We start from the raw sequence: 22,612 nt of genomic DNA, 5'->3' as shown, positions 1-22,612 counted from the left end.
ACCCCGTGCAGACCGTCACCCTCCGTCCCACCACCACCGACACCCCGGAGCTGTTGCGCTGGGCGGGGTTCGGCGGTGCGCTGCTGCTCACCGCCGGTGCCTGGGCGGTCAGCGCGAGAGCGGGCGCGGTGGCACTGGGCGTGGCGATCGCGGGTGCCGGGCTGGTCGTGCTGACGTGGGCGCTGCTCGGCCGCTCCCGGCCGGACGCGTCCTGGCTGCGGCGCACGCTGGCGTGGTGGTGCGGCCCGTTGCTGGTCGCGCCACCGCTGTTCAGTCAGGACGTCTTCAGCTACCTGGCGCAGGGCGAGGTGGCGCGCAACGGCTTCGACCCGAACGTGGTCAGCCCCGCCGTGGGCGCGAGTGCGGAGGCGGTCGCACGCGTCGGCGTGTACTGGCGGGAGACGCCGTCGCCGTACGGGCCGCTGTTCAGCACGATCGAACGGGCGATCACCGGGGTGACCGGCGGCCACCCCGTGGCGGGCATCGGGTTGTACCGGCTCGCGGCGGTGGCCGGACTGCTGCTCGTGGTCTGGGCGGTGCCGCGGCTGGCCGAGATGGCCGGGGTGCGGGAGAACACGGCGCTGTGGCTGGGCGTGATGAACCCGTTGGTGCTGTGGCACCTCATCGGTGGTGTCCACAACGACGCGTTGATGCTCGGCCTCATGCTGTCGGGCACTGTCGTGGCGTTGCACGCGTTGCCCGAAATTCGCTGGTGGCAGTACGCGGCCGGGGTCGTCCTCATCGGACTGGGCGCGCAGGTCAAGTTGCCGGCGTTGGTGGCGCTCGCGGTCGTCGGCACGGCGCTGGCCCGCCGGCTCGGCGGGGGATGGGTGCGGCTCGTGGCCTCCGGGCTCGCGATGCTGGCGGCGTTCGTGGTCGTGTCGGTCGTGACGTCCCTGGCCGGGCAGACCGGTTTCGGCTGGGTGCAGGCGCTCGGCACGCCCTCGAAGGTGAACAGCTGGATGGCGCCGACGAACTGGCCCGGTTATCTGGCGGGTGCGGTGTTCGGCCCGCAGACCGGTCAGGTCATGATTTCCTCGGCACGGATCGCGGGGCTCGTGCTGATCCTCGGCGCGGTGGTGGTGCTGGTCGGCCGCCAGCTGCGCGGACGGATCTCCGAGGTGACGTCGCTGGGGTTGATGATGAGCGTGATCGTGGCGCTGGGGCCGGTCGTCCAGCCCTGGTACCTGCTGTGGGCGCTGGTGCCGCTCGCAGCCTGCCTGCCCTCCGGCGCGTGGCGGACGCGCGTGGCCGTGCTCGCCGGGGTGTTCGCGCTGCTGGTGCCGCCGCTCGCGGGCAACTTCAGCGGGCGCGTGCCGGAGCTGGTGGCCGCCTACGTCGTCGGGATCGCCCTGGTCGGTGGCGCGTACCTGGTGCTGCGCCGGGTGTCTCGGGTCTCCGTTGAGCAAGCATGATCTCGGGCGCTACGGCGCCGCTCTGCTCGCCGGTGGCGCACTTGCCCTGAGCTTCCCGCCGCGGGTGGTGTGGTGGCTCGCCGTGCCGGCGTTCGTGGTGCTGTGGCTGGTGCTGCGCGGCGTTCGCGCGCGCCGGTCGGCCGGACTCGGGTTCGCGTTCGGGCTGGCGTTCTTCCTACCGCACCTGTGGTGGATCCAGCACTTCCTGGGCGACGACTTCGGGCCGTGGCCGTGGCTGGTGCTCAGCGCTTTGATGGCGTTGTTCATCAGCGGGGTGTGCGCGCTCTTCCCGTTGGTCTCCACGCTGCCCGCCGCACCCGTGTGGGCGACGTTGTTGTTCGTGTTGCAGGAGACCCTGCGCGGGCTGATCCCGTTCAACGGCTTCCCGTGGGGCCGCGTCGCGTTCGGTCAGGTGGACAGCCCGTTCGCGCGCCTGGCCGTGCTCGGGGGCGCGCCGCTGGTGACGTTCGCCGTGGTGTTCACCGGCTTCGGCCTCGCCGCCTGGCTGCCGCGCTGGACCCGCGCGTGGGCCCTCGTTCCGGTCGTCGCCGCCCTGGCCGTGACGCCGTTGATCTCCGTGGAGGCCCAGACGGGCCAGCGCACCATCACCGTCGTGCAGGGCAACGCCCCGGACCTGGGCCTCGGCCTGCTCTCCGAGAACGCCACCCTGCGCGCCAACCACCTGCGCGGGACCGCCGAACTCTCCGCCCAGATCCGCGGCGGCGCCGCACCGCGCCCGGACCTGGTGGTGTGGCCGGAAAGCGCGACCCGCACCCGCGACCGCGACCCGGTGATCGACGCCGCCATCGCCGACCTGGGCGTCCCCACCCTCGTCAGCGCGCTGCGCAACGGTCAGAACTCCGTCATCACCTGGGACCCGGTGAGCGGCCCCGGCCAGTCGTACGCGAAGCAGGAGCTCGTGCCGTTCGCCGAGCACATCCCGCTGCGCCCGCTGGCCCGGATCTTCACCCCGTTCGCCGACCAGCCCGACCTCGACGCGGGCAGCTCACCGGGCGTGCTGGACGTCGCCGGAACCCGCGTGGGCGTCGGCATCTGCTACGAGGTCGCCTACGACTACGTGCTGCGCGAAAGCACCGCCGAAGGTGCCCAGGTGCTGGTGGTGCCGACGAACAACGCCTGGTACGGCCGCGGCGAGATGACCTACCAGCAGCTCGGCATGGCCCGCCTGCGCGCCATCGAACACGGCCGCGCGGTCGTGGTCGCGGCGATCAGCGGCGTGAGCGCCGTGGTGCGTCCGGACGGCAGCGTGGTGCGGTCGACCGGCATGTTCACCGAGGACCTGATGACGGGCACCGTGCCGCTGCGCACGGACCTGACGTTCGCGACGCGGTTCGGCGGTGCGCTCCACGTGCTGCTCACCGCGGGTGCGGTGGGGGCGTGCGCGGTGGCTTGGTGGTCGCGACGGCGAGCACGACGGGAGTCGGCGTCCCACCCTCGCTGAACCGTCCACAAAACACGGGTGCACTCCGACGCGCATCAACGTGCCGCCTGCTCGCGCGGTGTGGACACCGGTGCCGCAGCCGACTTCCAGACACGTCCCGGCGCCCTCAGCTCTGGCCGAGCAGCGCCGACCCCAGCGGTGTGCGCTGGTGCAGCACCGACAACCCCTGCCGTTCGGTCGTCAGCAGCCCGGCCTCCCGCAGCACCGACGTGTGCCGGCTGACCGCCGACGGGGACGCGCCGAGCCGTTCCGCGAGCTCGGTCGTGGTGGCGCCGGTGCCGACGGCCGCGAGCACCGCCGATCTCGTGCTGCCGAGCAACGCCGAGAGCGCCTGCTCGTCGCGCCGTCCGCTGCTGAGCTGCCGCTGCCAGGTCCAGTCGTGGTGCAGCGGGTACACGATGGTCGGCGGCAGGCCCGGGTCGGCGAACGCGACCGGCGTGCGGCGGCAGAAGTACGACGGCACCAGCCGCAGCCCGCGGCCGTTCAGGTGCAGGTCCCGGTCGTGCGCGTACTGGACCTCCAGCACCGGCGGCCGCCAGTTCATCAACGGCCACATGCCCTTCAGCAGGTCCTCCGCGGTGGACGCGGTGCCGTTGCGGTGCACGCGGTCGGTCTCGACGGCCTCGTCGATCACGTCCGCGTACGGCTCGACGACCGCGCGGTGGTAGCGGGCGAGCGCCTCGGTGAGGCCGAGCAGCGACTCGCCGTCACCCGCCGCCAGCGGACGCGTCCACGACGGTGTGGGGCGCACCTCCGCCAGCCGCCCGAACTCCCGCCGCAACCGCTGCCGCGGGGTCGACCGGATCGCGGCGAGCGCGCTCCCCAGGCCGTTCGCGCCCTCGGGCGGGGTGAGGAAGTCGGGGAAGTACGGGCCTTTCGGGGCCAGCACGGACAGCATCCGGACGCCCGACGTGATCACCTGCCGGTCGCCGTTGCGGCGGACGTCGCGCAGCCACGGCTGCAACAACAAGCCGCTGTCCGGCTCGGTCAGCCGAAGCCTGCTGAACACCATCTCCCAGAGCGGGTCCACCCCTTCCGCTACCTGCGTCCGCTCCAGATCACCGTCGGAAAAGTGGATGCGCAACACAGCAACCTCCCCAGGCTCAGGTCACCACGCACAACGTTACCGGGGGTGCCACTTCGCCGACCATTTCAGGCCCGGCGGGTGTACCGGTGTTTGACGCCGACCGGGAAGTACTCCGGATCGCCGTGCGGCCGCAGCACCACCTCGGGCAACTGCCGTTCGACCGGCACGTAGTGCGCGAACTCGCTGTTGAGCCTCAGCAACTGGGCCCGCACCGCCTCGGCGATCTCGTGAGCGTCGGCTTCCCGGCCCGGTGCGGTCTCCACGGTGACCCGGAGCCGCCGGTCCCGATCCTCGTCCTCGACGGACTCGATCACGAACTTGCCCGTGACCGTCTCGCTGATGCCGGGCTGTTCCAACCCGACCGTCACGTTCTCCGGATAGACGTTCGCGCCGAAGAACGACACCGTGAACAACGACCGCCCGAACAGGAACACGAACGGCAGCTCCGGCCCGTCCTGCGGGGTGAAGCCGTTGCGGGAGCAGATCTCCAGCATCTGCTCGTGCCCGATCACCCCGCCCTCGTCGGCGATCCGGTACCGCAGCAGCGGAATCCCGCCGTCCGCGCTGAACACCAGCGTCCCGTCGTGCACCTCGAAGAACCGGCTGCCCGGGTCGTACTGCACGAGCGTCGGCAACCGCGAGTCCCCGAACACCTCCCGGGCCTCGTCCGGGTGGTCCGCGAAGAACCGCCGGATGCTCACCGACCGAGCCGTCTCGTTCCCCAGCACCCCGGAATCCGCCGTGCCGTAGAGGGAAGCGACGTCCGTGACCGGATCCGCGATGCCGGCTCGCCGCGCCACCAGGTCCCGCCACTGCTCGCTGAACACCTCGCCGGCCAGCACCAGCTTGACCCGGTGCGCCGCCCAGTTCTCGCCGCTGTCGATGACGTCCTTGACGAACGGCGGGTACCCGAGCAACACCACCTGCTCGAAGTGAGGCGCCAACTCCGGCAGCACGCGCAGGATCTCGGCCTTGTTGTTGCCGGGCGCCACGACCGTGATCGGACACCCCTTGGCCGCCAGGTGCCGCACGCACGCCTGCGTGAACAACCCGCCGACCCACGTGCCGAGCGGGAAGCACACCACGGCCAGCGTTGTGCGCACGTCGGCCTTGAACCCGTCGACCAGCACCTGCTCGAACCTGCGGGCCGTGTGCAACTCGTCTTCCAGAGCCCGCGGCCAGATCGTCGGCCTGCCACTGGATCCGGACGACACGGCGATCATGTCCGACGTCGTGAGCTCGCCGTCGCGGCACAGTTCAGGCAGCGGGTACCGCTCGTGGTAGGTGGCCTTGTCGAGCAGCGGCAGACGTTGCAGGTCTTGCTGCGTCCGAATCTCTTGCGGATCGATGTCGTTGGCCTGCAACAGCTTCTTGTACGCCGGCACGGTGTCCGCGGTGCGCCGGAACAGGTCCAGCACCCAGTCCCCGGCCGGCGCCTTCGGCTGGAAGAAGTCGTCGAACGCCTGACGCACACGCGTCTGCCGGCTGGTGTCCATCAGGCGAGCCTAGCCACCAAGTCCTTGATCACTGCCACACACACCTCGCGGCGGAACGCCGGGTCCCGCCGCGAGCAAATATAAGCCCTATAGCTTCAGTGCAGACTAAGAAGAAACCTTCGCCGGGGTGCGGACGTCCGCGGCCGCCTCCAGATGATCGGGCAAGGACGCCCGGTAGATGGGCATCGCGGCCGCGGTGGTGACGATCGCGACGGCGACGAGGATCGCGAACATCTCGGGTGTCACCAGTTCGTAGGCGAGGCCGATGTTGATGAAGATGAGGATCATCAGGCCGCGCGCGTTCATCAGGCCGCCCACCGCGGACGCGTAGCGCCACGAGTAACCCTGGGCGCGCACCACGAGCCCGCAGCCGAGGTACTTGCCGGCGAACGCGGCCAGCATGATCACCGCCAGCGGGAACCACAGCGCGCCACCGGAGCCGAACCCGGAGACCTGGGTGTTGAGGCCGCTGAACGCGAAGAACACCGGCAGCAGCAGGATGGAGTTGAGGTCGGTGAGCTTGGTTTCGAGCTCGTGGCGGACCACGGCGGACTTGGGCATCGCGAGGCCGGTGATGAAGCCGCCGAACACCGAGAAGACGCCGATCCAGTCGGTGTACCAGCCCGCGACGAGCACGACCAGCAGGATGATCGCCATCATGTCGCGGCTGAGCTTGCCGTCGCGTTCGGCCCGTTCGCCGAGCTTCGCGAGCCACTTGCGGCCGAGGGTGAGCATGAGCGCCGCGAAGATCGCCGCGCCGATGATGGTGCGCAGGGCGCCGGACGGGCTGCCGGAGGCGCCGACGGCGATGATCAGGGCGAGGAACCCCCACGCCACGGCGTCGTCGATGGCGGCGGCGACGAGGGTGAGGCCGCCGATCGGGGTGTTGGCGATGCCGCGTTCCTGCAGGATCCGGGCGAGCATGGGGAACGCGGTGATGGACAGGGCACCGCCGACGAACAGCATGAACACCCACAGGCTCGAGCCTTCGGGGCTCAGGGTGTCGAAGAACAGCACGGCGGCGCCGGCGCCGAGCAGGAACGTCGGGACGATGCCGGAGACGGCGAGCACGCCTGCCTTGCGGGCGTTGGACCCGGTGGTGAGGCCGTGGTCCAAAGAGGACCCGACGAGGAACATGTAGAACGTCAGGCCGATGGTGCTGAGCACGTAGAGCGTGCTCTTGACGTCGGCGGGGAAGAGCTGGGCCTGCACGCCGGGGGCGACGGCGCCGAGCAGGGCGGGGCCCAGCAGCACACCGGCGATCATCTCGCCGACGACCCTGGGTTGCTTGATCAGCATGGCGAGGCGCCCGCACACGGTGGTGGCGACGAGCACGACGGCCAGTGCGGCGAAGACCTGCAACGCGAAGTGGATCTGGTTCACCGGGATCTCCTGGGGATCAGTGCCGGACCGGGCAACCCTGTGTGTCGTGCGTGTCGAAGTAGCGGCCCGCGGGCCGGAGGTGGTGGGCGTGCAGCACCATCGCGGTGCCGAGGACGAGCTGCACGACGCTGCGCCAGAGGTCTTCCCATCGGTCGCGCAGGCGCAGGTACCGCAGGCGCCACCGGGGTGCGGGGCCGTCGCGGACGAGCAGGCACGGGCCGCGGCTGGGCAACGAGCGGGTGTGCGTGACGGTGGAGTGCAGGCTCACGCGGCGCAGGACCTCGCGGGCGGAGGCGCGCATGACGAGGGGGGAGAGGCGCCAGGCGGGGCAGGGGCGGTTGGCGGCGACGCCGAACGGGATGTGGTGAACGTTTCGAGCGGCGGTGTTCTCCCAGCGGCTCGGGTCGAACGCCTCGGGATCGGTGTAGCCGGTGGCGTGGTAGGCGGGGTAGCTGAAGCAGAGCACCGATCCGGCCGGGAACGAGGTGTGCTCGTCGAGCACGATGTCGTCGGTGGTGATGCGGTGGGCGATGCCGAAGAGCGGGTAGAGCCGGAACGTTTCGTCGAGCACGTGGGCGAAGTAGCGGTCGTCGCCGATCCGCCGGGCTGCCGCCGGGTGCTGGGCGAGCGCGAGCAGGAGGTGGGCCATCGCCTCGGCCATCTGCACGACGGCGGTGTTGAAGTAGGTGCCCTGCAGGTAGTGGACCTGCTCGTCCTCGGTCAGCGTCGCGGGCAACGGGTGCCGGACGTCCGCGAGCCGCACCTTCAGGTAGCGGGTGAGGCGGGCGCGGCGGGCGGGATGCCTCAAACCCGTGCACTTCAAGGAGGTGACGACGTCGGTGGCGTGGGCGACGATCAGGTCGCGGGCGTGGCGAGGGCAGGGTTCGCCGAACACGAGCTCGTAGAAGTACTCGGCCCACACGGGCATCATCAGTTCGCGCAGCCGGACGTGCGTGACGCGGCCGCGCAGGACCTCGTCGAGGACCTTGGCGGTGCAGCGGGTCGCGGCGGCGGCGAGGTCGTCGCTGGGGCCGGCGAGGAACGTGCGGGTCGCACGGGCGACGTCGTCGTAGCGCGGTCCGGCTTCGAGGTGTTCCTGGTGGACCTCGGGGCCGGGGGAGAGCCAGTACCAGAAGAGGTCGGAGAGCCCGGCGCCCTTGCTGCGGCCGTTGGCGGCGGGGTGGCCGTAGAGCTCCTGGAAGCGGTCGGGTCCGACCTGGGAGTTGGGGAACGTGATGGCGTTGTCACCGTTGACCTTCTCGAAGACCTTGGCGCGCAACGCGACCACCCGTGCGGGCAACCAGTTCAGCACCTCGCCACCACCATGTCCGGGGTCAGCTCGCCGCCGCACATCGTGAGGACGTGCCGGTACTCGTCGCGCAGCACGTCGAGGACTCGCCGCACGCCCTGGTCGCCGCCGGCCGCGAGCCCCCACAGGACGGGTCTGCCGATGCCGGCGGCGGACGCTCCGAGAGCGATGGCCAGTGCGATGTCGCCTCCGCTGCGGACGCCGCCGTCGAGCACGACGGGGACGCGTCCGGCGACGGCGGCGAGCACGGCCGGGAGCGCGTCGAGGGAGGCGGGGACGAGGTCGAGCTGGCGTCCGCCGTGGTTGGAGACGATGATGCCCGCCGCGCCGTGCCCGATCGCGACCTCGGCGTCCCGCGGGTGCAGGACGCCCTTGACCCACAACGGGAGTGAGGTCGTCTCGCGGAGCCGGTCGACGTCGTCCCAGGAGAGGGCGGGGGACATCTCGATGTTCCGCAGCGGGACGCCGCCGAGGTCGCGCATGTTCTCCGCGGCCAGTCCCGGGGGCAGGTCGTGGAACCCGTGCGCGAGGTCGCGCCGGTGCCGGCCGAAGACGGGGGAGTCGGCCGTGACGACCAACGCCCGGCAGCCCGCCCGCTCCGCCCGGCGCACCAACTCCCGCGTGACGTCCTGGTCGGGCTGGAGGTAGAGCTGGAACCACACGGGCCCGGTCGCGGCGGCCACGACGTCGGCGATCGGCACGGTCGAGGCCATGCTCGACACCAGCGTGGTGCCGTCGAGCGCCCGTGCGGTCGCGAGTTCGCCGTCGGGGTGGGCGAGCCGGTGGAACGCGGTGGGGGAGAGCAGCACCGGGAAGTCCGGCGCGATCTCCTTGCCGCGCAACACCCTCGGCAGCAGGGCGAGGCGGCGGAAGGCCGCCTCGTTCGCCGCGAGCACGACCTCGTCCCCGACCCCGCCCGCGAAGAAGTCGTAGTGGACGGGGTCGAGCACCGCGCGTGCCTTGTCGTGCAGTTCCGCGAGCACGGGGTTCACCGCAGGTACTCCCGCAGCGGTGCCTTGTGGACGTTCTCGCTGTCCCACTCGTTCTCGAGGTTCTCGGTGATGTGGTGCTCGTCGACGAGTTCGCCGGCGCGGAACCGGCGGACAACCGGGTGCAGGTAGCGGCCGTCGAGCCCGCTGGTGTCGTCCTGGGAGGTGCGTCCGGCGGTGATGTCGAACGGGTTGACCTTGTCGTGGTCGGCGCCGTACTCGAGGGTGACCGTCAGGTAGGACTCGACGTCGCCGAACTCGCCGCGGGCGACGGCCTCGTGCAGGTGCGCGACCGGCACCTCCTCGACGTAGCGGACCGTGCCGTCCCGCAGGGTCAGCACGGCGTCGGCGAGGAACGAGAACAGCTGCCACAGCGCGGAGGTGCGGTTGACGCGCTCGATGATCGCTTCGGTGACGGCGTCCGGCGTGGGCTCGACGGTGCGGCTGGGCCAGTCCACGCCGTGGTAGCGCTGCTCGTTGATGCGGTGCAGGGCGCGCACGCCGTAGCGGAAGCCGTGGATGAACCCGCTGGTCGACTTCTTGAAGTCGCGCATCTGCGTGATCGTCCCGGCGAAGAACAGGTCGGGGACGTTCACCGACTCCCACGCCGCCGTCTGGTCCGGGAACCGCGACCTGATCGTGAGCTGGGGCCGGCACTCGGGTGCGAAGATCGAGGCGTCGAACCGGAAACCGGTCGCGAGGATCACCCGGTCGTAGCGGATCTCCTTGACCACCTCGTCGACGCGCTGGAAGCTGACCTTGACGTAGAGGTCGTCGCCGTCGCGGCGGATGCCGGCGATGTGCCCGTCCAGCACGGCGTTCTGCGACTTGAGCTGGTAGGTGTCGAGGAAGTTGTTGTTGACCGCGCGCAGGTGCCCGACGAAGTGCGTCTGCCACGCCAGTTTCAGCGAGCCGGGCCCGGCGACGTGGATGACCGACGCCGTCTCCACGAGCGCGTCGGCGGTCTCGAACGCCGAGTTGCCGCGCCCGATGATCAGCACCTTCTTGTTCACGAAGTCCTGCGGGTCGACGGAGACGTCGTAGTAGTGCTCGGCGTGCTCGACGCCGTCGATGTCGGGCACGTACTGCTGCGAGACGCCGGTGGCGACGATGATCCGCTTGGCCCGGTACGTGCCGCCCTGCTCGTCGCGCACCACGAAGTCGTCCGGCCGCGTCACGGAGACGACCTTGGTGCCGTACCGGATCGGGAGGTCGTTCTTCACGGCGAAGTCGCCGAGGTAGCGGACCATGTCGTCGGCGTGCGGGAAGTAGCGCGGGGTGTAGGAGGTGAACAGCAGTGCGGGATCGCCGGACAGCAACGAGTTCCAGTCGACGCGCAGGTTCAGCTCGGGGTCGTCCCAGCCCGTGTGGACCTTGTTGATGGAGATCAGCTGGCGGTGCCGGGGGAAGCGGGTGAAGAACGTGCCCGCGGCCGCGCCGGACTCCAGCACCAGGTGGTCGCGTCCGGCCTGCTGGAGCAGGTAGGACGCCTGCAGCCCCGCCGGGCCCGCGCCGATCACGAGAGTTTCGGTCGTTACCTCGCTGGACAAGACCTGCTCCTTAGCTCGCGCTTGTCGGGTTTGCCGCTGGGGGCGACGGGGACTTCGGTGAGGGCGGTGACGCGCGTGGGGGCGCTGGCCGCGCCCAGGCGTTCGGTGACGAGGTCGCGCAGCTCGTCGAGTCCGGGGACGCGGGTTTTCGGGACCACGTAGGCGTGGGGTGTCTCGCCGGTCTCGTCGTCGGGCACCGCGACGACGTAGGCCTCCGCGACGTCCGGGTGCTCGGCGATCACCTGCTCGATCGGCCCGATGTAGTGCAGGTTGGCGTTGACGATGACGACGTCGCGGGCCCGGCCGGTGAGCCGCAGGTACCCGAACGCGTCGAACCGGCCCAGGTCGCGGGTGCGGACCCAGCCGTCGGCGAAGACCTCGGCGGACTCCTCGGGGGCGCCCCAGTAGCCGCAGCTCTGGCCGGGGGTGCGGACGTACAGCTCGCCGTCGCGCAGTTCCACGTCGACCGGTGGCTTTCCCACCGTGCCAGGGGGGTCGTCCGGGGTGGCCATGGAGATCATGCCGGTCTCGGTCTGGCCGTAGCCGTGGAACAGCACCGGCCCCAGGGTGTCCAGGGCCTCGCGGTGGCGGTCGGGGGTGAGCGGGGAACCGGAGACCAGCAGGGCCTTGAGCGACGACAGGTCCGCCGGTTTTCGTTGCTGGGCGGCGACGAGCTTCGCGAGGCCCGGCACGGTGATCACGCGGGCGGTGGCCTTGAGGTCGGTGATCGCGGTCGCGGGGTTCTCGGCGACGACGATCGTGCCGCCGGCGGTGAGGGTGAGGACGGCGTACTCGAACATGACCTGGCTGGAGAGCGAGCCGAACACCAGGTAGCGGTCGAGCCGGGTGGCCAGGTCCCGGATCGCGGGCGGCCAGGCTTGCGGGTGCGCGGTCCAGGCGTTGGTCATCGAGGCGTAGGTCTGGGCGCACGCCTTGGGGGCGCCGGTGCTGCCGCTGGTGTGGATGAGGCGGGCGATGTCCTGTGGACGGCCCTCGCACGTGAGGTCGCCGGGCGCTTCCCGCACGAGTTCGCCGGTGTCCCGCACGGCGAGTTCGATGTCGAGGCTCAGCAGGTGCTCGACCTGGGCGTCGGTCAGCCCGGGCCGCACCCCGACCACTCGCGCGCCCACCACGTGTCCGGCGAGGATCGCCGCGAACGCCTCGACGTTCACCCCGAGCAGCAGCGCGAGGCCGTCGCCCGGCCCGATCCCCCTGCCGCGCAACCCGTTCGCGATCCGCGCCACCAGGTCGAGGAGCTCGTCGCCGGTCACCACGCGGGTGCCGTGCTCGAACACCGGCCGTTCCCCGGCGGCGCGGAGCACGTCGAGCACGGCACCGGGGAACGGGTCACGCGCCGGCAAGGCATTCCTTCACGAACACCACGAGCGGCTGCTGGTGCACCTCTGGCAGGTCCCAGTGGTTCTCGAGGTTCTCGGCGAGGTGGTGGGTCGCGGCGAGCACGCCGTGCCGGTAGTAGCGGACCACCGGGTGCAGGTAGCTCGCGTCGGCGGCGTTGACGGCGTCGTTCTCGGCGACGCGCGGGACGCTGATGTCGAACGGGTCGACCGTGTCGTGGTCTGGCCCGTACTCCAGCGTCGTGACGAACCGGTGCTCGGCCGGGCCGAGGCCGCCGTCGGCGACGTGGGCGACCGGGACCTCCTCGGAGTAGCGGGCCTGGTCGCCGGTGACGCTCACGACGTCACCCATGACCGCGAACTGCTGCCACAGCGCGGAAGAGGTGTTGACGCGGGCGATCACGGCGTCGCTGATGGCCTCGGGGGAGAGGTCGAGATCGGTGCCCTGCCAGTCGACGCCGTGGTTGCGGCTGCTCAGGACGCGGTGCAACGCGCGGGCGCCGTAGCGGAAGCCGTGGATGAAGCCGCTGGTGGACTTCTTGAAGTCGCGGGACTGCGTGATCGTGCCCGCGAAGTACAGGCCGGGGACGCTGGTCGACTCGAACGCCGAGGTCAGCTGGGGGAAGCGGTCCTTGATGATCAGCGCCGGGCGGCAGTCGCCGGCGAAGATCGAGGCGTCGAACCGGAAGCCCGTGCACGCGATGATGCGGTCGTACTCCAGTTCGCGGACCTTCTCGACCGTGCGCGCGTACCGGAACCGGATGCGGAAACCGCCTTCCGGGCGCTGCTCGATGCGTTCGATCGAGCCGTCGATGACCGCGTTCTCGCTCTTGAGCTGGTAGGTGTCGAGGAAGTTGTTGTTGACCGCGCGCAGGTGCCCGACGTAGTGCGTCTGCCAGGCGAGCTTCACCGAGTGCGGTCCGGCGACGTGGATGACGGCCGCGTGCTCGACCAGCGCGTCGGCGGTCTCGAAGCCGGAGTTGCCCTTGCCGATCACGAGCACCCGCTGGTCGGTGAACGACTCGGGGTTGGTGTCGAAGGTGTCGTAGCGCTCGACGTGCTCGATGCCGGGGATCTCCGGGAGGTAGAGCTGGGAGACGCCGGTGGCCATGACGAGGTTCCTCGCGTGCCAGGTCCTACCGCCGCCTTCGACCACGAACCCGTCGGCGTCGCGGGAGATCCGGGTGACGTCGACGTCGTAGGTGATGTTCAGCCCGGCCGCGCAGTCCTGGAAGTAGCGGACGATGTCGTCGGCGTCGGGGAAGTACCTGGGCGTGTAGCGGGTGAACAGCAGGTCGGGGTTGTCCAGCAGCAGCGAGTTCCAGTCCATCCGCATGCGCTGCTCCGGGTCGCGCACCCCGGTGTGGACCTTGTTGATGGAGATGAGCTTGCGGTGCCGCGGGTAGCGGGTGAAGAACGTGCCTGCCCCGCTGCCCCGTTCGAGGACCGCGTAGTCGCGACCGTCCCGGTCGAGCAGTGCGGCGAGCTGCACACCGGCCGGTCCCGCGCCGATGATCAGGTAGTCGTGAGCCATGGACGGGGAAGCTACCCACGCGATCTCAGAACTTTCTGAGATCGGCTGCCTACCGTCCGTGCGGTGACCACGACCGCCTCAGACACGTCCGTGGACCTGGGTTCGCCCCTGACTCCCGCACACCTCCAGCGCGCTTCGGCACCGTTGCCCGTACTCGTCGGGGACGCCGTCCTGGACCGCGTCCAACGCGGCCGCGCCTACCTGCGCACGGTGCTCGCCGACGACGACCGCCCCGTGTACGGCGCGAAGACCGGCTTCGGGGCGCTGGTGGGGTTCGCGGGCCGGGCGAACGAAGCCGACCAGTGCGACAACACCCTCGCACACCTCGGTGCGGGCCAAGGCCCCGACCTGCCCCTCGACATCACCCGCGCCGCCCTGTTGGTGCGCGCGTGGTCGCTCGCCCAGGGACTGTCCGGGGTGTCCCCGCACGTCGTCTCCGGCCTGTCGGCGATGTTCGCGACCTCGTTCGTCCCCGCCGTGCCGCGCTACGGATCGGTCGGCGCGAGCGGGGACCTGATCCCGCTCGCCTACGCCGCCCAGGCGTTGCGCGGCCGGGGCCACGCCTACCTCGACGGCGTCCGGCTACCCGCGGCCGAGGCGTTGACCTCCGCCGGGTTGGAGCCGTTGCAACTGGACGGTCGCGACGCCCTGGCGTTGGTGAACGGCACCTCGGTGACGACGGCGGCGCTGGCCTTGGCGTTGACGTCGGTGCGGGCCTCGCACCGGGCGCTGGCTTCGCTGACGTGCCTGCTGGTGGACGTGGTCGGCGCCGATCCCGGGTTCGCCGACGCCCGGCTGATCTCGGCGTTCGGGCACGGCGGCGCGGTGACCGTGGCTTCTTGGATGCGCTCCACGCTGGACGGGACGACGCCCAGCGGCCTGCGCGCGTTGCAGGAGCCGTACAGCATCCGCTGCTCACCCCAGCTGCTCGGCGCCGCCGAGGACGCCCTGCGCTACGCCGACGGCGTCGTCGCCGCGGACCTGGGCGGTGTCAGCGACAACCCGTTGTTCTTCCCCGCCGACGACCTCGTGGCCCACGGCGGCAACTTCTTCGGCCAGCCCGCCGCGTTCGCCGCCGACGTCCTGGCCATGGTCACCGCGTCCCTGGGCAACCTCGCCGAACGCCAGCTCGACCTCCTCGTCGACCCCGCCCGCAACACCGGCCTGCCCCCGATGCTCGCCGCCGGCCCGGGTCAGCAACACGGCCTGCAGGGCGTCCAACTCGCCACGACGGCGTTCGTCGCGGAGATCCGGCGCGGCGTGCTGCCCGCGAGCACCCAGAGCCTGCCGACCAACCTGCACAACCAGGACGTGGTGCCGTTCGGCACGCAGGCCGCGTTGCGCGCCTACGACCTGGCGGAGTTGCTGCGGCTGCTGTGCGGATCGCTCGCACTGGGGCTGCGACAGGCGGTGCACGTCGGGGGCCGCCGCCCGACCGCGCCCCGATGTGCCGCGTTGCTGGACGCGCTGGCGGCGGCGATCGCACCGGTGGACCCGGACCGGCCGCTGGACGAGGACGTGCGGGTGGCGGCGGAGGTGGTGGTGTCGGGCCGGTGGTGACCGTGGCGGGTCTGGGGTGAGCGCGGTGGGTGCCGGAGCCGGCGTGGTGGCTGGCACCGTCGCGGGTCTGGGGCGGGCGCGGTGGCGTCGGAAGCGGCGTGGTGGTCGGCACCGCAGCGGGTCTGGGATGAGTGCGGTGGGTGCCGGAACCGGCGTGGGCTCCGGCACCCACCGCAGCCTTCCCGCGCGTGCGCTTCTCACGGGCGGGCGCTGGAGATCCGTTCCGGCGCCACCACCCGGCTGTCCGCCACCGGGATCCGCAGCGTGAACCGCGCACCGGCCCCCGGCCGTCCCGCCGCCTCGACCGTGCCGCCGTGCCCGGTCACGATCTCCCGCACCAGCGCGAGCCCCAACCCGAACCGCCCCTCGCCACCGCCGTGCTGCAACCGCTCGAACAACCGCGCCGCATCGCCCGCGGCGAAGCCCTCGCCGTCGTCCTCGACCACCAGCTCCACCTGGCCGTCCGCCTCCCGCACGGCCACGGCGATCCGGCCGCCCTCCGGGGTGTGGCGCACGGCGTTGGCCAGCAGTTCGTCCACCGCGCGCCGCAGGCCGGTCTCGATGCCGCAGACCACCAGCGGGTGGCCGGGGTGGTCGAGGTCGAGGGTGATGTGGCGTTCGGCGGCCCGTTCGGTTTCGCCGACCACGGCGGCCTCCGCCACGTCGGCCAGGTCCACGGGGGTGCCGGCGCGGTGGACGAGTTGTGCGGACTGCAGGAGGTCGTCGACGACGTCGGCCAGGCCGCGGATGGACTTCGCCAGCGCGTCGAGGCTGGAGCGTTGCGCGTCGGGCAGGTCCGCCGCGGCGGCGAGGAGCTGGGCGCGCAGGTAGGCGCGGGCGATCGGGGTGCGCAGCTCATGCGAGGCGTCGGCGACGAAACGGCGTTGGCGGGCCAGGGCTTCCGCCCACGGCGCCACCGTGCGGCGGCCCACGCCGAAGCCGATCAGCGCGGCCACCACCAGGCCTGCGATCAGTGCGATCACCAGTGCGTGCAGCAGGTGTGCGCGGTCGGCGAGTTGGTAGCGCAGGTCGAACACGGCCTGTGCCGTCGTGCCGGCGGCGCCCGGTGAGGTGAGGACCATGTACTCGGTGCCGTTCGCGGAGACGTCACGAGTCACGGGCGTGCCGGAGGTGTGCACGGCGTCGATGTCCGCGCGCAGCGGGAACCCGGCGGGCACCTCGAACGGGCCCTCGTCCAGCACGCCGTTCTCCAGCACGAACACCCAGGCGCACTTCGGTGCCACGCCCGGCACGCCGTACGTGATGTTGTACCGGAGTTCGCGCGACACCTCGGTTTCCTGCGCGTGCGCCATGACCGCGTACGCGATGGCACCCACGAACGCGATCATCACGGTGATCGCGAGGCCCACCAGCAGGCTCACCCGCAGGCGGGCCCTCCGGAACTCCGAGCGCTCCCACGCCGTCACAGCGCCCCCAGCCGGTAGCCGATGCCCTGGACCGTCTGCACGACCGAGCGGCCCACCTTCGACCGCAGGTAGTGCACGTAGGTATCCACAATGGACTGAGAGGGGGCGTCGGAGAACACCGTGCGCCGCAACGCCGCCCGCGTGTGCACGGTCTCCGGATGGGTGGCGAGCACCCGCAGCAGCGCGAACTCCCGGGTGGTCAGCGGGACCTTCTCACCGTCGGGCAGCACGACCTGGTGCTGCTCCAGTTCCAGGCTGGCGGCGCCGATGTGCAGCACGGCGGCCAGTTCCGCGGAACGGCGGCACAGCGCCCGCAGCCGCGCCATCAGCTCGCGCAGGTCGAACGGCTTGGTCAGGTAGTCGTCGGCACCGGCGTCGAGACCGTCGATCCGGTCGTGCACCGAGCCCATCGCGGTGAGCACCAGCACCTGCGTCCGCACGGACCGGGAACGCAACCGGGACACCAGGTCCAGGCCGTCGAGCACCGGCAGGCCGCGGTCGATCACGATCACGTCGTAGGGGTGGGTGAGCGCGAGGTGCAGCCCGCGCTGCCCGTCGAACGCGACGTCGACGTCGTACCCCTCGCCGCGCAGCACCGCGGCGAGCAGCTCCACCAGCTCCCGGTCGTCGTCCACGAGCAGCAACCGGAAGCGGTGCACCGACCGGAACTTGGAAGAGGCCCGCACGACAGTCACGATGGCACGCGCCGGCCGCGCCGAAACAGATCTTGGCGACCGGACAACTGGGAACCGACCTGGTCATCGATCCGGCCGCGAGGCCAGGTGCAGCACAGTTTCCCCCGCGGGACAGGGAACCCTGCCCGAACGCACTCAGCTGTCAAACTTCCACATGTGAATCGCGGTCATCACGTGACCTGCGTTCACGCCGGTGCTGTGAACGATCACCAGGCGGGCGCCACGGCCCTGGTCGTCTGCAGTTCCCCGACCCAGCCGGCCGTCGCGACCGCGCGCAACCCGGCGTCGCCCTCGGCGAGCTTGCCGTGCGGGCCCAGCACGTCCGCGCCGTCCTCGTGCCAGCGCACCGGGAGTTTGCCGTGGCGTTCCAGCAAACCGGCGAACCTGGTGGTCAGCTTGGCCGTGCCGATGTGCACCCAGCGGCTCGGGAACAGCTCCAGCAGCTCGATCGTCGCGGGGCTCAGTTCCGGCACCACCGTGATGCCGTGGTCGCGGCCGTACTCCACGAGCTCGCGGATCGCCTCCGGGTCGCCCTCGGGGAACACGTGCAGCACGTTGAGCTTGTAGGCGGCCATCCGGTCGATCGCCTGGCGCATCTCCGCGGGCGGCAGCAGCGCGCTCGACACACCGCGCCACGCGAACCTGGGGGAGTCGCGCACGTCCGCCGCGCGCACCGTCGCGTCCCGGGTCATCAGCTGCTTGAACGACTGCACGCCGTGCCGCAGCCCCGCCTGGGTGCCCGCGCGGAGCATGATCGCGTCGTTGCTGACCAGCAGCGCGTAGCCCTCGGGGCCGAGGCCGCGCATGGCCGGGTCGTGCGACACCATCAGCATCCCGTCCGGCGACTCCGCCAGCAGGAAGCCGGTCTCCCGGAAGACGTGCTCGCGCAGCAACGCGGCCGCGGTGCGCGCCTGCCCGGTCACCCGGACGGTCACGTCTTCGGTCAGGACGAACGAGCCCGTGCGACGGGGCGCGCTCGCAGGCATGGGAACAATCACCGGTTTCCTCTCCAGCGAACTAACGCTGGGTGTATCAGGTGAGTTCCGGCAATCGGACGCGGAACGTGGTTCCGACGCCTGTCGTGCTGGTCACACCGACCGTTCCGCCGTGCGCCTCGACGAGCTTGCGCACGATCGCCAGACCCAGCCCGCTACCGCCCGTGCTGCGGCTGCGCGACTTGTCGGCGCGCCAGAACCGGTCGAAGACGTGCGGCAGGTCCTCCGCCGCGATGCCCGGCCCGGTGTCTCGGACGGTGATCACGCAGGCGCTGTCCTCCCGCGTGCCCTCGACGGCGACCGTCCCACCGGCTGGGACGTAGCGGACCGCGTTGGCGACGAGGTTGTCGAGGACCTGCCGCAGCCGCAGCGCGTCGGCCCGCACGAACAGCGCCGGGTCGGCCGCCACCGACAACGTGACGCCGACCTGCGCAGCCCGCGCCTCGTGCGCCGCTTGGACCTGCTCCAAGGTTGCGGCGACGTTCACCCGTTCGAGCGTCAGGCGCAGCGACCCCGCCTCGGCGACGGCGAGGTCCTGGAGGTCGTCCACGACGTGCTGCAGGACCAGCGCCTCCTTGAGCAGGAGCGTGATCAGCGCGGGGTCGAGGTCGTGCACGCCGTCCTCGGCCGCCTCCAGCCAGCCCCGGATGTTGCTGAGTGGCGTGCGCAGCTCGTGCGCGACGTCGCTGACCATCGCCTTGCGCGCCTGCTCCAGCTGCGCCCTGTTCGCGGCCATCGTGTTGAACGCCCTGGTCAGGCCCGCGATCTCGTCCTGGCCGCGCACCGGCACCGGCGGGATGTCCCCGCCACCGGACAGGTGCGTCGCCGCGGCCGTCAACGCCCGCAACGGCCGGGTGATCCGCGCACCCGCGAACGCCGCCACCCCGACGGCCGCCAGCAGCACCGCCGCCGCGGCCCCCACGACCCGCCAGCCGTTGCCCGACAACGAGATGGCGGTGGTCGGCTGGCCCGTCGGATTCGTCAGGTAGAGCAGCACCGGCTGCGCCACGTACGGCGTGAGCTGCTCCCTGCGCGACGCGGCGACGCAGGCGCCGACGGCCGGTTCGTCCGGTGGCTGCACACCGCCGGACTGCTTCCGCGCAGGCGTGAAGTCGGGGTCCAAGTCGACCGGCGGCAGCTGCCGGCGCGCCAGGCAGGCGTTGACCAGGTCCTCCAGTTCGAGCAGCGCGGTGAAGTCCGCCCTGGTGTCGAACGGCAGGTCGCGTTCGCGGCAGTCGAGCCCGGTCTGCTCCTTCCTGTTCAGCCGCAGGCAGTACAGCGCGCCCGTGGGGTCCTCGCGGTCGCGGAAGTCGATCGGCGTGCGGAACGGCCCGAGCACGCGCTTGTCGATCCGGTCCGCGGGCGCGCCCGGCACCAGCACCGGGTCGACCTCCAGCGCGTCCACCACGGCCGCCGCCTTCGCGGGCAGCTGACCGCCGTCCCCGCCCCGGTCTGCGACCGCGCGGCCGTCCTTGGTGACGAGCACGATCCGCCGGCCGGGGTGCTCGCGGATCAGCGAGTCGACCCAGCCGTCCACTTCGGACCAGTCGCGGTGGCCGGTGGCGTAGCCGAGCAGCGTCGCGTAGATCCGGTTGTCGGAGGCCAGTTCGCGGCCCTGCTCGCGGGCGATCGAGGCCTGCGTGAGCTGCGTGGCGAGCCAGGCGGTCGCGGCGATCGAGCACACCGCGATCAGGACCACGACCACGAGCAGCCGGGTGAAGACGCTACGGCGCATCGCCGCGCCCGGCCGTGAGCTTGTAGCCGATCCCGTACACCGTCACGAGGTGCCGCGGCGCGCGCGGATCGGTCTCGATCTTGCGGCGCAGGTTCTTCACGTGCGTGTCGATGGTGCGCGCGGTGAGGAAGCTGTCGAGGCCGTGCATGCGTTCGAGCAGCTGCTCGCGGCTGAACACCCGGTCCACTTCGGACGCCAGCACCTCCAGCAACCCGAACTCGCCGGGCGTGCACTCGACCAGCGCGCCGCCCACCGTCACCTCGTGCCGCAGCTGGTCGACCACGATCGGCCCCACCCGCAACGCCGGCGCGGGCGTGCGGGCCGGGAGCCTGCGCAGCAACGTCCGCACCCGCGCCACCAGCTCGCGCGGGCTGAACGGCTTGGTCATGTAGTCGTCCGCGCCGATGCCCAGCCCGTGCAGCAGATCGTCCTCGGTGGACCGGGCCGTCAGCATCAGCACCAGCACGTCCGAGTCCGCCCGCAGCGCCCGGCACACGTCCAGGCCGCCCAGGCCCGGAAGCATCAGGTCGAGCACGACGAGCGCGGGGTGGTGCGCGCGGGTGGCGTCGAGCGCGTCGCGTCCGTCGTGGACGACCAGCACCCGGTGGTGGTCCTGTTCCAGGTAGCGGCGCACCAGCTCGGCCTGGTTCTCGTCGTCCTCCGCGACCAGGATGAGAGCGCTCACCGGGCCGATCATAGGGACGCCCTCGCGGCTCTCACCGGTTCGACACAGGATCCTCACAAGCGCCTCCGAAGATCCACAGCATGCGCAGGACACTCGTCGCGATCACCGTCGTGGTCGTGGTCGTCATCGCCGTGGTGCTGGTGGTGCGGGGCAGGCCAGCCGAGCCTCCCGCACCCGCGGCGGTGGCGGTGCGGACCACGACCGTGCAGCTGGGCGACCTCACGAACACCCGCACGGTGCAGGCCCAGCTGGGCTTCGGCGCGGCCCGCCCGGTCAAGGGCGCCGCCACGGGCACCGTGACCAAGCTGCCCGCCCCCGGCCAGACCACCGAACTGGGCAAGGAGCTCTACCGCGTCGACGACCAGCCCGTGGTCGTCTTCTTCGGCGCCACCCCGCTGTTCCGCGCCCTCGACGCGCCCGGCCTGAAGGGCTCCGACGTGGCCGTGCTGATGGACAACCTCGCCGCCCTGGGCTACTCGGTGGGCACCCGCCCGAAGGACGCGGCCAAGGCCGAGTTCACCCAGCGCGTCATCGACGCGGTGAAGAAGTGGCAGAAGGCGCTGGGCGTCGAGCAGACCGGCACCCTCGCGCCCGGCCGTGTGCTCGTGCTGGACCGCCCGATGCGCGTCGGCGCGGTGAAGGCCCAGCTGGGCGCACCGGCCGCGGAGGAGTTGTTCGAACTCACCCCCACCGCGCGGCTGGTGACGATGCAGATCCCGGTGACCGAGGCGGGCGCGCTGAAGGCGGGCATGGCCGTGGTGGTCGTGCGCCCCGACAACCGCGCCGTCCCCGCGAAGATCACCTCGGTGACGCCGGTGGCGGCCCCGCCCGAGAACGGCTCCGGCCCGAAGGCCGACGTCGTCGTGACCCCGGACAACCCCGCCGACGTCGAGGACCTCGACACGGCTCCCGTGCGGGTGACGGTGGTGTCGGAGAGCCGCACCGGCGTGCTGGTCGTGCCGCTGGCCGCACTGGTGGCGTTGAAGGAGGGCGGCTATGCGCTGCAACTGCGCTCCGGCGAGCTGAAGGCCGTGCGGACCGGGCTGTACTCGCAGGACAGGGTCGAGGTCTCCGGCGTCGGCGTGGCGGCGGGCCTGGAAGTGGTGACGGCGTCGTGACCCCCGTGCTGGCGTTGCGTTCGGTGAGCAAGCACTATCCGGGCGGCGTGACGGCGCTGGACGACGTGTCGTTGTCGGTGTCGTCCGGCGAGTTGCTGGCCATCGTCGGCCCGTCCGGCTCGGGCAAGTCGACGCTGCTGCACCTGGTGGGGACGTTGGACCTGCCGTCGTCCGGGGTGGTCGAGCTGGACGGGCAGGACGTGTCGAAACTGCCGGACCGGCGGCTGTCGGCGTTGCGGGGGAGCCGGTTGGGGTTCGTGTTCCAGCAGTTCCACCTGTCCGACGGGCTGACCGCGGCCGAGAACGTGTCGACCGGCCTGCTGTACGCGGGGGTGCGGCGCAAGGACCGGCACCCGATGGCCGTGGAGGCGCTGCACCGGGTAGGGCTCGGGCACCGCGTCGGGCACCGGCCGCAGGAGCTGTCGGGCGGCGAACGGCAACGGGTCGCGATCGCGCGCGCCGTGGTGAACCACCCGGCCCTGGTGCTGGCCGACGAACCGACCGGGGCGCTCGACACCGCCACCGGGCAGGCGGTGCTGGAGTTGTTGCGGGAGCTCAACGAGCAGGGGACGACCATCGCGCTGATCACGCACGACCGGGACATCGCGGCGTCGCTGCCGCGCCGGGTGGAGCTGCGGGACGGCCGGATCGTCGCCGACACGGGCGCCGGCACCGCCGTGCTGCCTGCGGTGCGCGGGTCGGGGGCCGATTCGGGTACGGACACCACGGTGATGCCTGCGGGGCGCGACACGGGCGCTGGCGCGGGCGCCGGCACCGCTGTGCTGCCTGCGGTGCGCGGGTCGGGGGCCGATTCGGG

General features: G+C 71.6%; 17 protein-coding genes and 1 pseudogene. 5 read left to right on the top strand and 13 right to left on the bottom strand.

Going from position 1 to position 22,612, the window contains the following annotated elements; genetic code table 11:
- Positions 1–5 precede the first annotated feature (5 nt).
- Together mptB and lnt are read left to right on the top strand one after the other, a co-directional pair.
- A complete protein-coding gene (mptB, locus tag QSK25_RS19380; RefSeq protein ID WP_285640029.1) occupies positions 6–1,415 on the top strand; it encodes a polyprenol phosphomannose-dependent alpha 1,6 mannosyltransferase MptB in 1,410 nt (469 codons plus the stop codon).
- Complete coding sequence (gene lnt / locus QSK25_RS19375) at positions 1,402–2,877, top strand: apolipoprotein N-acyltransferase (RefSeq protein WP_285640027.1); 1,476 nt, start codon at positions 1,402–1,404, stop codon at positions 2,875–2,877. Before mptB ends, lnt begins: the two co-directional genes overlap by 14 nt.
- Before the next feature lie 106 nt (positions 2,878–2,983).
- Here the strand turns inward: lnt and QSK25_RS19370 are convergent, their stop codons facing one another.
- From QSK25_RS19370 to QSK25_RS19335, 8 genes are all read right to left on the bottom strand, one after another.
- Entirely contained in the window at positions 2,984–3,964 is a 981-nt protein-coding gene (locus tag QSK25_RS19370) for an ArsR/SmtB family transcription factor (RefSeq protein WP_285640023.1), read from the bottom strand.
- Between the two features lie 65 nt (positions 3,965–4,029).
- Complete coding sequence (locus QSK25_RS19365) at positions 4,030–5,460, bottom strand: phenylacetate--CoA ligase family protein (protein WP_285640021.1); 1,431 nt, start codon at positions 5,458–5,460, stop codon at positions 4,030–4,032.
- A gap of 105 nt (positions 5,461–5,565) precedes the next feature.
- Positions 5,566–6,843 (bottom strand): cation:proton antiporter domain-containing protein, encoded by a 1,278-nt coding sequence (locus QSK25_RS19360; RefSeq protein ID WP_285640020.1) that lies wholly within the window; start codon positions 6,841–6,843, stop codon positions 5,566–5,568.
- A gap of 16 nt (positions 6,844–6,859) precedes the next feature.
- Positions 6,860–8,155, bottom strand: coding sequence for a cytochrome P450 (locus tag QSK25_RS19355; RefSeq protein ID WP_285640019.1), 1,296 nt, complete (start codon positions 8,153–8,155; stop codon positions 6,860–6,862).
- A complete protein-coding gene (locus QSK25_RS19350; protein ID WP_285640018.1) occupies positions 8,149–9,144 on the bottom strand; it encodes an alpha-hydroxy acid oxidase in 996 nt (331 codons plus the stop codon). Before QSK25_RS19350 ends, QSK25_RS19355 begins: the two co-directional genes overlap by 7 nt.
- Entirely contained in the window at positions 9,141–10,691 is a 1,551-nt protein-coding gene (locus QSK25_RS19345; RefSeq protein WP_285640017.1) for an NAD(P)-binding domain-containing protein, read from the bottom strand. Before QSK25_RS19345 ends, QSK25_RS19350 begins: the two co-directional genes overlap by 4 nt.
- Positions 10,676–12,052, bottom strand: coding sequence for a class I adenylate-forming enzyme family protein (locus QSK25_RS19340; protein WP_285640016.1), 1,377 nt, complete (start codon positions 12,050–12,052; stop codon positions 10,676–10,678). The genes QSK25_RS19345 and QSK25_RS19340 overlap by 16 nt, the downstream gene beginning before the upstream one ends.
- Positions 12,039–13,580 (bottom strand): NAD(P)-binding domain-containing protein, encoded by a 1,542-nt coding sequence (locus QSK25_RS19335; protein WP_285640015.1) that lies wholly within the window; start codon positions 13,578–13,580, stop codon positions 12,039–12,041. The genes QSK25_RS19340 and QSK25_RS19335 overlap by 14 nt, the downstream gene beginning before the upstream one ends.
- A 63-nt stretch (positions 13,581–13,643) precedes the next feature.
- Here QSK25_RS19335 and QSK25_RS19330 point away from each other — a divergent pair, with 63 nt between their 5' ends.
- Positions 13,644–15,140: an aromatic amino acid ammonia-lyase gene (locus tag QSK25_RS19330; RefSeq protein ID WP_285640014.1), complete on the top strand. Its 1,497-nt coding sequence runs from the start codon at positions 13,644–13,646 to the stop codon at positions 15,138–15,140.
- A 197-nt stretch (positions 15,141–15,337) separates the two neighbouring features.
- Here the strand turns inward: QSK25_RS19330 and QSK25_RS19325 are convergent, their stop codons facing one another.
- The 5 genes from QSK25_RS19325 to QSK25_RS19305 all read right to left on the bottom strand — a co-directional run bounded on the left by QSK25_RS19325 (position 15,338) and on the right by QSK25_RS19305 (position 20,677).
- Positions 15,338–16,567, bottom strand: coding sequence for a sensor histidine kinase (locus QSK25_RS19325; protein ID WP_285640013.1), 1,230 nt, complete (start codon positions 16,565–16,567; stop codon positions 15,338–15,340).
- Positions 16,564–17,211 (bottom strand): response regulator transcription factor, encoded by a 648-nt coding sequence (locus tag QSK25_RS19320; RefSeq protein WP_285640132.1) that lies wholly within the window; start codon positions 17,209–17,211, stop codon positions 16,564–16,566. Before QSK25_RS19320 ends, QSK25_RS19325 begins: the two co-directional genes overlap by 4 nt.
- Positions 17,212–17,468: 257 nt before the next feature.
- On the bottom strand, positions 17,469–18,260 hold the full coding sequence (locus QSK25_RS19315; RefSeq protein ID WP_285640011.1) for a glycoside hydrolase family 20 zincin-like fold domain-containing protein: 792 nt from the start codon (positions 18,258–18,260) through the stop codon (positions 17,469–17,471).
- A gap of 34 nt (positions 18,261–18,294) precedes the next feature.
- Positions 18,295–19,992, bottom strand: coding sequence for a HAMP domain-containing sensor histidine kinase (locus QSK25_RS19310; RefSeq protein WP_285640010.1), 1,698 nt, complete (start codon positions 19,990–19,992; stop codon positions 18,295–18,297).
- Positions 19,982–20,677: a response regulator transcription factor gene (locus QSK25_RS19305; protein WP_285640009.1), complete on the bottom strand. Its 696-nt coding sequence runs from the start codon at positions 20,675–20,677 to the stop codon at positions 19,982–19,984. The genes QSK25_RS19310 and QSK25_RS19305 overlap by 11 nt, the downstream gene beginning before the upstream one ends.
- A gap of 80 nt (positions 20,678–20,757) precedes the next feature.
- Here QSK25_RS19305 and QSK25_RS19300 point away from each other — a divergent pair, with 80 nt between their 5' ends.
- Both QSK25_RS19300 and QSK25_RS19295 read left to right on the top strand, forming a co-directional pair.
- Positions 20,758–21,795, top strand: coding sequence for an RND family efflux transporter (locus QSK25_RS19300; protein WP_285640008.1), 1,038 nt, complete (start codon positions 20,758–20,760; stop codon positions 21,793–21,795).
- A pseudogene (locus QSK25_RS19295) lies at positions 21,792–22,475 on the top strand (ABC transporter ATP-binding protein); the annotation flags it as partial. The gene QSK25_RS19300 and the pseudogene QSK25_RS19295, both read left to right, overlap by 4 nt.
- Positions 22,476–22,612 lie beyond the last annotated feature (137 nt).

The sequence above is a fragment of the Lentzea sp. NBRC 102530 genome (genome assembly GCF_030269365.1).
Classification (GTDB): domain Bacteria; phylum Actinomycetota; class Actinomycetes; order Mycobacteriales; family Pseudonocardiaceae; genus Lentzea.
This window is presented reverse-complemented; position numbering and strand designations above follow the sequence as displayed.